This window comes from Streptomyces sp. CB01201, from assembly GCF_002803085.1.
Lineage (GTDB): Bacteria > Actinomycetota > Actinomycetes > Streptomycetales > Streptomycetaceae > Streptomyces > Streptomyces hundungensis.
Genome location: NZ_NNBJ01000002.1, coordinates 641,183 through 652,535, shown reverse-complemented (window position 1 = coordinate 652,535; position 11,353 = coordinate 641,183). Strand labels below are relative to the sequence as shown.

The following is an 11,353-nucleotide window of genomic DNA, read 5'->3' as shown; positions in this document are numbered from 1 at the left end:
GTGTGCCATATGGGGTTGAGGGTGCGTCCAGTGACTTTGCCCTGGCCGGGCGGTGGGTCGCGGGTACTTCCGGGGCACTGCCCCGGCCCCCGGGAGGCCACCCCGTCGACCGCGGGCCGAGCCGGCTGGGTCGCGCAGTTCCCCGCGCCCCCGAACCCGCCCTCACCTGAGGACCGCGGTCGCTTCTCGCGCAGTTCCCCGCGCCCCTGAACGCGTTTCGGTCTGCGGGCCGTGGTCGCTTCTCGCGCAGTTCCTCGCGCCCCTGTAGGTGGCCCCGAATGGCTCGGTACGGGCCAGCGCAGGCATCCTCAGCCCGTCCGGCGATTGAGGACGAGCGCCCTTAAGGCGCGAACGGGGTCTGGGGCGGAGCCCCAGGGGGACCCGGAACCAACCAACCCCGGGTAACGGGCGGGAGGGTGGGCAACCCCCCTAAAGGCCCCCGCGGCCTACTCCGCCGCGCGAATCGCAACCCGGTACGCCCGCGCAGCACCCCGCAGGGCCGCCTCGGGGTCGACCCCGGCCGCCTCCGCCGCCACGGCCAGGGCGAGCAGGCGGTAGCCGACCCCCTCCCCGGAGGGGAGCGGTACGGACAGGCCGGCCGTGCGGGCACGGGAGGCCAGCTTGGCCGCCAGGGCCAGGGCCGGCTGGCCGAGCGGCACGCCGTCCGTGACGGAGGCCCGCTGCTTCTCGACCGCCTTCATGCGGAGCCAGTGCTCCTTGACCTCCTCCGGCGTATCGGCCCGCTCCGAGCCGAACACATGCGGATGCCGGTGGATCAGCTTCTCCACGATCCCGCCCGCGACGTCGTCGATGGAGAACGGTTCCTCCCCGTCCTCCTCGGCGATCCGCGCGTGGAAGACGACCTGGAGCAGCACATCGCCGAGCTCCTCGCGAAGCTCGTCCCGGTCCCCCTCCTCCACCGCCTCGACGAGTTCGTACGCCTCCTCAAGGGCGTACTTGGCGAGCCCCTGGTGGGTCTGCTGCGAGGACCAGGGGCACTCGCGCCGGATGCGGTCCATGACCTGGACGAGGTCGAGCAGACGGGCGCCCGGCAGGTCGTAGGAGCCGGGGAGCAGCTCCAGGTCCGGCATCCGGACCCGGCCGGACCCGGCGAGCCGGGCGAGGCCGTCGGTCAGGCGGCTGTCGCCCTCGCCGGAGGGCAGCACGACCACGGTGCGCCCGCCCGCGCAGGCCTCGACGAGTTCCTGCGCGTCCGGCGCCGAGATCTCCACCGGCACACCGGCCTCGCGCAGGTACGGCAGTTGCGGGTGCCCGGGGTCGGGGCACAGCACGAGGTCGGCGGCGCGCAGCGTCTCCCACGCGGGCCAGGACAGCAGGCCGGGGGCCACCCGGTGGCTCGCGGTGAGCAGAACGATGCGGCCGGGCAGGTCGGGCACGTCGGGCGGGCCGGGCTCTTCAACAGCAGTCACCCCACGAACCTACCCGGCGGCCCAGCCGGCCGACGCGCAGTCCCCCGGGCCGTCCCGGCCGCGCCCGCGCCGGGTGCGCCCGTCCCGGCCACCCCACGCCCACGCCTCAGCCGGTGGACGCGGAGTCCCCCGGATCGACCTGCTGGTCCTCGGGCGCGCCCGAGGAGGGCGCACCCGGCGCGGGCGCGGCCGGCTTGGGCTTGGCGAGCCAGGGCGCCTGGTAGTCCGCCAGCTGGATCTGGCTCGCGTTCCAGCTGCCGTAACGCGGGTTCACATCCACGCCGAGGTCCTTGGACGCCTTGACCAGGACGGGCAGCAGGTCCTGCTGCGTACGCGCGCCGATCGCGCCGGCCAGCTTCTGCTCGGTGACCTGCCGCTGGACGTACGTGTCGATCTGGTCCGGGGCGAGCCCGCCGTTGGTGAGGGCCTGCTCGCGCAGCTGGGCCTCGCCGCCGGCCTGCTGGACCATCGCGGCCCGCGCGTCCTGGACGTCCTTGGGGGTCACGCTCACCCCGGCCTGTTCGGCGGCGCGCGCGAGCACCCGGTCGAAGATCATGTTGCTGAGCTTCACCTTGCCGAGCTGGCCGGAGTCCTTGATCAGCTGGGCGGACTGCGGGGAGTTCTGCTGGGCCGTCCGTACGTCCTTGACCTCGGCCTGGAGTGCGGAGACCTCGATCCGCTGCCCTCCGACGACGGCCGCGGCCCCCGGATGGGCCGTACTGCCGCAGGCCGCGAGCAGTGGGCCCGCGGCGAGCAGGGCGACGGAGACGGAGAGCGCGGTACGACGGCGGCGGTGCAAAGGAGCCTCCCGGCGGAGCAGATACGTGCGGCGTGGCGACGAACCTTGCTAAGACCTTGCGGTGATCGATGTTAGGCAGTCGGCGTGGCCGGGGCCACTGATTCGACCAACGATTCGCGACCCGCATCGGTCGCGGGGATGAAGCCGGGTGAAGCCGCGCCGTCCATTGCGTGAACTGACGTGCGGGCCCGCTGCGTTGCCCCGGCGGGTCCGGCATATTCGACGGCAGCGCACAGCAAAGGACCTCGATGCCGACCCTCGAAGCCGCCCCCGCCCCACCGGTGGCCCCGGCACGCGCCCCGGCCGCCCGCCGCCCCCGTGCCCGGGCCGCCGCCCTCTCCGCACTGATCACCCTGATCTCGGTGTGCGGCGCGGACGCGGTCGCCGGGGTGATCCCGCTCGGCCCGCTCCAGCGGCACACCCGCAGCATCAACGACCTGGGCAACCAGTTCGTGCCCTTCCACGAGCACCTGTGGGACCTGCTGCACGGCCGGGCCGAGGGCGGCCTCCTCCTCAACTGGCAGTCCGGGTACGGGACTTCGTTCCTGCCCGATCTCGGCACCTACCTCAGCAGCCCGTTCGCGCTGCTCGTCGGGCTCTTCCCGCGCGACCGGATCGACCTCGCGGTGTATGTGATCACCGTCCTGAAGATGGCCGCGGCGGCCGTCGCCATGACGGTGCTGCTGCTCGCCCTGCGCCCGGCCGTCCGGCACCGCTGGGTGGCCGGGGTGCTCGGCGCCTCGTACGCGCTGTGCGGCTGGTCGGTCCTGGAGTCGATCTACAACCCGATGTGGCTGGACGGCCTGATCGCCTTCCCGCTGCTGTGCCTGGTCGGACACTGGGCCAGGGCCGGACGGCGGCCGGTGCTCGGCCCGCTGGTGGTGGCGCTCGCCTGGATCGCCAACTTCTACACCGCGTACATGGCGACGATCGGGGCCGGACTCGTCCTGCTCCTCCTCGTCTCCGTGGACCGCGGCACGGACGCGCGCGGGCGGGTACGGGCGGTGCTCGTCGCGGGCCGCTCGGTCGCGATCGGCATCGGGCTCTCGGCGCCCGTCCTGTTCACCGTCTACCTCGGCACCAAGCACGCCCATCCGGGCTGGGTGCGGGAGTTCGCGCCGGTGTCCTGGCCGGACTATCTCGCCCGCACCCTGCCCGGCACGTACTCCTTCTCCTCCCCCGCCGTCTTCCTCGGCACCGGCGCGCTGCTGCTCGCCTGCGCCCTCGGTTTCCACCGCGCGGTCCCGCGCCGCGAGCGGTACGCGTGGAGCGGGCTCGCGCTCGCCGTCGCGCTCTCCTTCCAGTGGAAGCCGACACATCTGGCCTGGCACGCCTTCGTCACCCCCAACGGCAGCCCCTACCGCCAGACGTTCGTGCTGTGCGGGATCCTCGTCATCGCCGCCTGGGTCTGCCTTTCGTACGGGATCCCCGGGCGCCGCGCGCTGCTCGGCGGGGGCGGTGTGCTCGCGCTCATCGCGCTCGGCGCGGCCTTCAGCGAGCTGGTCTCGGCGTGGACCTATCCGCTGCTCGCCCTCGGGGGCGCGGCGGTCGTCGGCGGGCTGCTCCTGGCACGGCTCGGCCGGCGCGGGCTCAGCCTGCTCGCCCTCGCCCTGATCGCCGGGGCGCAGATCGCGCAGGCCGGCGTGACGGTGGCGTACGGGGACAAGGAGCGGGCCGCCCGGATGGACGGCTATCCCGCCTGGGGCGACGAACACGCGGCGCGGGCCGCCCTGGAGGCGTCCGCCTCCGGCTGGCCCGGCTACCGCACCGACCCCGGACAGCGTCAGATCACCAACAACGACCCGCTGCTGCTCGGCGGCGAGGGCGGGGCGTACTACTCCAGCCTCACCCCGGAGGTCCTGAACCGTACGATGACCGCGCTCGGCGGCGGCTGGACCTCGCGGGGGCGGGCGCTCCAGAGCCTGGACAATCCGGTGACCGACGCGATCTTCTCCGTGGGGGCGCGGGTGCGGGTCGCCCAGAAGGGCGGCTCGCCCGAGCTGCTCCGGGCCGGTGCGACTCCGCCGCTCGTCACGCTGCGGCCGCCCGGGCCGGAACCGGTGTACGGCAGCAACCCTTTCCGCAACCAGGAGTTGCTGCTCGGCGCGCGGGTCTACACGACCCGCACCCTCGCGCAGGGGTGTCCCGCCGGGACCGACATCTTCCTGTGGGCGCCCGAGCACTTCGGCACGGCTCGTCTCGGCGACGGGCCCGTGGTCGAGATGCGCGGCGGCGCGCCCAGTCGGCGGGCGCCGCTGATCCCCTTCGGCCCCTCGGCCGGGCCGGGCCGGGCCTCCCGGATCGTCCTGTCTCCCGCGGACCGCGCCACGGAGCTGGGCTGCCTGGACCGGGCCGCCCTCGCCCGCGCGGTCACCGGCCTCCGGGCCACGGGTGCGACCCGGGTCACCGTCTCGGACAGCGCCGTGCACGCGGAGCTGCCCGCCGGGGCTTCGGGGACGGCGGTGTTCGCGATGCCCCGGATCGCGGGGTGGTCGTGCGGGGTGAACGGCTCGGCCCCGGCCCCGGCGGCCGACCACCTGGGCCTGGTCGCGGTCCACCTGCCCGCCTCCGGAGCCCGCTCGGTGGACTGCGCCTTCCGCCCGCCGGGCCTGCGTTCGGGGATGTGGGCGGGAGGGGCGGCCCTGCTCGCCCTCGCCCTCGTGGGGGTGGCGGGGCGGGTGCGGCGCCGCTTCTCCTTGCGGGGGGATTAGCCCCCACCCCACCCCTTCCCTAAACCCTCCGGGGGTGTGAGTGTGCGAGCTGGTCTCCTGGGGCTCCGCCCCAGACCCCGTTCGCGCCTAAAGGGCGCTCGTCCTCAAACGCCGGACGGGCTGAAGATGCCCATGCCAGCCAGCACCGAGGCCTTCAGGGGCGCGGGGAACGGCGCGACCAGCGGGCACGGTCCGCAGACGGCAACGGGTTTCAGGGGCGCGGGGAACTGCGCGAGCAACCCCGCACGGCGGGCGGACGAGAACGGGTTCAGGGGCGCGGGGAACTGCGCGACCAGCCACGACGGCCCGCAGTCGACAGCGGGGTTGGGGGCGCGAGGAACTGCGCGACCAGCCACGACGGCCCGCAGTCGACAGCGGGGTTGGGGGCGCGGGGAACTGCGCGAGCAACCCCGCACGGCGGGCGGACGAGAACGGGTTCAGGGGCGCGGGGAACGGCGCGGCCAGCCACCCCCGGCGGGCGGCCGAACGCACCCCGGGGCGCGGGGAACGCGCCATCGGGAACCCGGTCGGCTCAGCCCGTCGGGAGCTTCTGGTCGCGGCACCCGTCAAGCACCGTCTTCATCGCCGACTTCTCCGCATCGGTCAACCACACCCCGTACTTCTTCTTCACCGCCACCTGATCCGCCACATACGTGCAGCGGTACGCCTTGTACGGGGGCAGCCAGGTCGCCGCATCGCCGTCGCTCTTGCGGCGGTTGGCGCTCGCGTCGACGGCGATCAGGTTGAGCGGGTCGTTGGCGAACGCGGCCCGCTTCTCCTTGTCCCACTGCTGGGCGCCCTTCTGCCAGGCGTCCGAGAGTGCCACCACATGATCGATGTCGATCTTGCTGGCGCCGCGTTTGAACGTGATGGACTCCCCGGTGTACGGGTCGTGCACCAGCGTCCCCGACGCCACGTCGCACTTGTCCTTGAGCTTCACGTCCTTCAAGTCCCGCTTGAGTATGTCCTCGCGGGTCTGGCAGCCGTTGTGGTCGGTGTCGGTCCAGCCCTTGCCGAACTGGTCGCGGGTGTAGCCGGTCTTCGGCGCGCGTCCCTTGACGGGCAGCGTGTCCACCGCGGCGAGCGCGGAACCCGCCGCGCCCTTGGGGCCCGGGGCACCGCTCTTGCCGGTGCCCACCTCACCCCCGCAGCCGGTGAGGACGAGGGAGGCCGTGAGCGCGGTCACGGGCAGGGCAATTCGGTACATACGCATCAAGGCGGGCCGTCCTGGCAGCAGTTGGCGGAACCTCGCAATCGTAGGTACTCCTACCCGGCCGGCCCCGGGTCAACGGTCCCGAAAGGGACAGCCCTCCGTCCTTGATCGTCCCGGCTCGACCGGCGCACGGGCCCGGGCGCGGGCCACCGCCGACGGGCGCCGGGAGCGCCCGGACGCCTGCGGCCCAGGACCCGGGATGACGCCTGCGGCTCAGGACCCCAGGATCGTGGCGAGGAACTCGCCGGTCCAGGCGAGCAGTTCACGGCCGACGACCGGCTTGCCGCCGATCTTTCCGGCGGTCGGGCGCGGCACCAGGATCTGCCGGGCCGGCGCCTTGATGACCGTACGGGGGTAGAGCCGCTTGAGGCGCAGCTCCTGCGACTCCCGCAACTCCACCGGTGCGAAGCGGATGTTGGGACCCTGGAGCACGATCTCGCCGACCCCGCAGGCGCGGGCCAGCATGCGCAGACCGGCCACCAGGAGCAGGTTCTCGACCGGCTCGGGCAGCTTGCCGTACCGGTCGGTGAGCTCCTCGCGGACCGCCTTGACGTCCTCCTCGGAGTTGGCCGAGGCGATCGCCCGGTAGGCCTGGAGGCGCAGCCGCTCGCCCGGCGCGTAGTCGTGCGGGACGTGCGCGTCGACCGGCAGCTCGATCTTGACCTCCAGCGGCGCCTCCTCCTGCTCGCCGCCCTCCATCTGGGCCCGGTAGTCGGCGACGGCCTCGCCGACCATGCGTACGTACAGGTCGAAGCCGACGCCCGCGATGTGCCCGGACTGCTCGCCGCCGAGCAGATTGCCCGCGCCGCGGATCTCCAGGTCCTTCATCGCCACGTACATGCCCGCGCCCATCTCGGTGTGCTGGGCGATGGTGGCGAGCCGCTCGTGCGCGGTCTCCGTCAGCGGCTTCTCCGGCGGGTACAGGAAGTAGGCGTAGCCGCGGTCGCGGCCACGGCCGACCCGGCCGCGCAGCTGGTGCAGCTGGGAGAGGCCGAAGTTGTCGCCGCGCTCCACGATGAGGGTGTTCGCGTTGGAGATGTCGATGCCGGACTCGACGATCGTCGTAGAGACCAGCACGTCGAACTTCTTCTCCCAGAAGTCGACCACGACCTGCTCCAGCTGGCTCTCGCCCATCTGGCCGTGCGCGATCTGGATGCGCGCCTCCGGCACGATCTCGCGAAGGCGGGCCGCCGCCCGGTCGATGGACTCGACCCGGTTGTGGATGTAGAAGACCTGGCCCTCACGCAGCAGTTCACGCCGGATGGCCGCGCCGATCTGCTTCTCCTCGTACGGCCCGACGAAGGTGAGAACCGGGTGGCGCTCCTCGGGGGGCGTGGTGATCGTCGACATCTCGCGGATGCCGGTGACGGCCATTTCGAGCGTACGGGGGATCGGGGTCGCGGACATCGTCAGGACGTCCACGTTGGCGCGGAGCTTCTTCAGCTGCTCCTTGTGCTCGACGCCGAAGCGCTGCTCCTCGTCCACGATGACCAGGCCCAGGTCCTTGAACTTGGTCTCGGAGGAGAAGAGGCGGTGCGTGCCGATGACGAGGTCGACCGAACCCTCCTTGAGGCCCTCAAGGGTCGCCTTCGCCTCGGTGTCGGTCTGGAACCGGCTCAACGCCCTGACGTTGACCGGGAATTGGGCGTACCGCTCGGTGAACGTGCCGAAGTGCTGCTGCACCAGGAGCGTGGTGGGCACGAGGACGGCGACCTGCTTGCCGTCCTGGACGGCCTTGAACGCGGCGCGCACCGCGATCTCGGTCTTGCCGTAGCCGACGTCGCCGCAGATCAGCCGGTCCATCGGGACCGTCTTCTCCATGTCCTCCTTGACCTCGGCGATCGTGGACAGCTGGTCGGGCGTCTCCGCGTACGGGAACGCGTCCTCCAGCTCGCGCTGCCAGGGGGTGTCCGAGCCGAAGGCGTGGCCGGGCGCGGCCATGCGCGCGCTGTAGAGGCGGATCAGGTCGGCGGCGATCTCCTTGACGGCCTTCTTGGCGCGCGCCTTGGTCTTGGTCCAGTCGGCGCCGCCGAGCCGGTGCAGCGTCGGGGCCTCGCCGCCGACGTACTTGGTGACCTGCTCCAGCTGGTCGGTGGGGATGTAGAGCCGGTCGCCGGGCTGGCCGCGCTTGGCGGGCGCGTACTCGACGAGCAGGTACTCCCGGGTCGCGTTCTGCACGGTCCGCTGGACCATCTCGATGTAGCGGCCCACGCCGTGCTGCTCGTGCACGATGTAGTCGCCGACCTCAAGGGTGAGCGGGTCGATGGTCTTGCGGCGGCGGGCCGGCATCCGGCCCAGGTCCTTGGTGGCGGAGCGCTGGCCGGTGAGGTCGGTCTCGGTCAGGACGGCCAGCTTGAGCGCGGGGTCGATGAAACCGAAGTCGATGGCACCGCACGTCACATGGACGACGGAGGGGACCAGCTCGTCCAGTTCCGCGTCGAGCCGGGCCGCGATGCCCTCCCCGCCGAGCACCTCGACGGTACGGGAGGCCGGGCCGTGCCCCGCCGTCACGTACACGGCACGCCAGCCGTCGGCGAGCCACTGCTTGGTGTCGGCGAGCGCGCGCTGGGTGTCGCCCCGGTACGTCTCGGGCGCGTGCATGCCGAGCTTGAGGGTTTCGTCGTCGAAATCGGCCTCGTCGGCGGCGAACGGGGACACCGACCACCACATCATGCCGAGTTCTCGGGCCCGGTCGCGGACGTCGGCGATGCCCCACAGCGAGGCGGCGTCCACGTCGATGGGCGCCTGGCCTCCGTCCGCGCTGGCCGCCCAGGACGCCTGGAGGAACTCCTGACTGGTGGCGACCAGGTCCGCGGCCCTGGTCCGCACCCGCTCGGGGTCGCAGACCACGGCCATCGAGCCATGGGGCAGCACGTCGATGAGGAGTTCCATCTCGTCGACGAGGACGGGGGCGAGGGACTCCATGCCCTCCACCGCGATGCCCTCGGCGATCTTCCCGAGCAGCTCGCCGAGCTCGGGGTGCTGCTCGGCGAGGGCGGCGGCGCGGGTGCGCACGTCGTCGGTGAGCAGCAGTTCGCGGCAGGGCGGCGCCCACAGGCCGTGCTCGGCGACTTCGAGGGAGCGCTGGTCGGCGACCTTGAAGTAGCGGATCTCCTCGACGTCGTCGCCCCAGAACTCGATGCGCAGAGGGTGTTCCTCGGTCGGCGGGAACACGTCCAGGATGCCGCCGCGGACGGCGAACTCCCCGCGCTTCTCGACGAGTTCGACCCGGGAGTACGCGGCGGCGGCGAGCCCCTCGACGACCTCGCCCAGGTCCGCGGTCTGCCCGGTGCGCAGCGCCACGGGGACGAGGTCCCCGAGCCCCTTGACCTGCGGCTGGAGTACGGAACGGATCGGCGCGACGACGATGCTGACCGGCCCGGCCGAGGGGTCGTCCTTGCTGGGGTGGGTCAGGCGGCGCAGCACGGCGAGGCGGCGGCCCACGGTGTCGCTGCGCGGCGAGAGGCGCTCGTGCGGCAGCGTCTCCCACGAGGGGTACTCGGCGATCTCCTCGGCGGGCAGCATCGCGCGCAGGGCGGCGGCCAGGTCCTCGGCCTCGCGGCCGGTGGCGGTCACCGCGAGCACGGGGCGGCCGGCCTCACGGGCGAGGGCGGCGATCGCGAAGGGCCGGGCGGCCGGGGGGCCGACCAGGTCGACGTGCATCCGGTGGCCGTCGGTGGCGGCCTTCACCGCTTCGGCGAGCGCGGGGTCTCGTACGACGGCGTTCAGCAGACCGTGCAGGCTCATGAAGGGCTTCCATCCCGGGGAGTGGGCAACGCGAACCGCCCGACACGTCGTACGGGCCGGGGTCTCCCAGCGTACGACGCCCCGACCCCGCTCGCCCCCGGGATACCCCGGGCCCCCCGGGCCCCGCCGCCCCTGCACCCCCGCCCGGTGAGGCCCGTTTTGCGCAGTTCCCCGCGCCCCTGGGTCTGCTTTCGACCGCGGACCGTGGGGGCCGTTCGCGCCCACCGCGGCGGAGCCGCGCAATGTCACAGCCCCGCGCCCCCAACCCCTTTTTCGTCCGTCCACCGTGCGTGGTTGCTCGCGCAGTTCCCCGCGCCCCTGTAGGTGACCCGGCATCCCCGGTCGCGCCCACCGCGGCGGCGCCGCGCAATGTCACAGCCCCGCGCACCTAAATGCCTTGGTGCTGGCCAGCACCGGGGCATTTCAGCCTGTCCGGCGTTTGAGGACGAGCGCCCTTAAGGCGCGAACGGGGGTCTGGGGGCGGAGCCCCCAGGCGGGTGCTGGGGTCTGGGGGCGGAGCCCCCGGGGGAGGCCGGTGGCGGGTGCTGGGAGAAAGTTGGGGGGAGGTGTCAACCGAGCGCGGCACCGGGGGCGTATACCCCGTGAGACCTATCCAGCCACAGGAGCCGCATTGACCGACGCCGAGTTCGAGGAGTTCTACGCGCACTCCGTGAAACCGCTGGTCGGCCAGGTGTACCTGATGACCGGCGACCTCCACGAGGCCCAGGACGTGGTCCAGGAGGCCTTCGTCCGGGCCTGGGGCCGCCGAGCCCGCCTGGACACGGGCGCCGGCCCCGAGGCCTGGGTCCGCACGGTCGCCTGGCGCCTCGCCGTGAGCCGCTGGCGCAGGGGCCGCCGCGCCGCCGAGGCCTGGCGGCGGCACAGCCACGCACACACCGCCGAGGCCCCCGCCCCCGACCCCGGCACGGTCGCCCTCGTCGACGCCCTGCGCGAACTCTCCGACCGCCAGCGCCGCGTCGCCGTACTGCACTACGTGTGCGACCTGAGCGTCGACCAGGTCGCACACGAGACCGGCATCTCCGCCGGCACCGTCAAGACACACCTCTCACGCGCCCGCGCCGCCCTCGCGCCCCGTCTCCAGGAGGAGGAACACGGTGTCTGACCCCGACGGCGTACGGCGGGGCGACGAGCCCCTCGCCCACGCCCTGAAGCGGGCCGCCGACGCGGCCGGCCGCGCCGCCCTGCCCGCGCCCGCGGCCCTCGTGGCCGCCCGCGGGCTGCGGCGCCGGCGCCGCAACCTGGCCGCGGCCGCCGCCTGCGCGGTGTGTCTGCTCGCCGGGTCCGGCGCCGCGCTGGGCCTGCGGCTCCAGCAGGGCGAGCCGGTGCCGCCCGCCTCCGTCCCCACCCAGGGCTCGCCCTCCCCCGCGTACAGCACGGACACCCCGACCCCCAGCGCGACCCCGTCCGGCTCCCCCGCAGGCTCCGTGTCCTC

General features: G+C 73.3%; 7 protein-coding genes. 3 read left to right on the top strand and 4 right to left on the bottom strand.

The window, feature by feature from the left end; genetic code table 11:
- Positions 1–446: 446 nt before the first annotated feature.
- Both CG740_RS07465 and CG740_RS07460 read right to left on the bottom strand, forming a co-directional pair.
- A complete protein-coding gene (locus CG740_RS07465) occupies positions 447–1,430 on the bottom strand; it encodes a nucleoside triphosphate pyrophosphohydrolase (protein ID WP_234376109.1) in 984 nt (327 codons plus the stop codon).
- Between the two features lie 106 nt (positions 1,431–1,536).
- Positions 1,537–2,229, bottom strand: coding sequence for a SurA N-terminal domain-containing protein (locus CG740_RS07460; protein WP_100574145.1), 693 nt, complete (start codon positions 2,227–2,229; stop codon positions 1,537–1,539).
- A 248-nt stretch (positions 2,230–2,477) separates the two neighbouring features.
- On the opposite strand from CG740_RS07460, the gene CG740_RS07455 reads away from it, so the two are divergent.
- Positions 2,478–4,940: a YfhO family protein gene (locus tag CG740_RS07455; protein ID WP_100574144.1), complete on the top strand. Its 2,463-nt coding sequence runs from the start codon at positions 2,478–2,480 to the stop codon at positions 4,938–4,940.
- A gap of 532 nt (positions 4,941–5,472) precedes the next feature.
- On the opposite strand, the gene CG740_RS07450 is transcribed toward CG740_RS07455, so the two are convergent.
- Entirely contained in the window at positions 5,473–6,153 is a 681-nt protein-coding gene (locus CG740_RS07450; protein WP_199846363.1) for an HNH endonuclease family protein, read from the bottom strand.
- Positions 6,154–6,366: 213 nt separating this feature from the next.
- Positions 6,367–9,900, bottom strand: a complete 3,534-nt coding sequence (gene mfd, locus CG740_RS07445) for a transcription-repair coupling factor (RefSeq protein WP_100574142.1) — start codon at positions 9,898–9,900, stop codon at positions 6,367–6,369.
- A 631-nt stretch (positions 9,901–10,531) separates the two neighbouring features.
- Here mfd and CG740_RS07440 point away from each other — a divergent pair.
- Both CG740_RS07440 and CG740_RS07435 read left to right on the top strand, forming a co-directional pair.
- Positions 10,532–11,023 carry a SigE family RNA polymerase sigma factor gene (locus CG740_RS07440; RefSeq protein WP_100574141.1) on the top strand — a complete coding sequence of 164 codons (492 nt, stop codon included), beginning with the start codon at positions 10,532–10,534 and terminating at the stop codon, positions 11,021–11,023.
- Positions 11,016–11,353 (top strand): hypothetical protein (locus CG740_RS07435; RefSeq protein WP_100574140.1); only part of this gene is annotated, 338 nt, incomplete at its 3' end. The genes CG740_RS07440 and CG740_RS07435, both read left to right, overlap by 8 nt.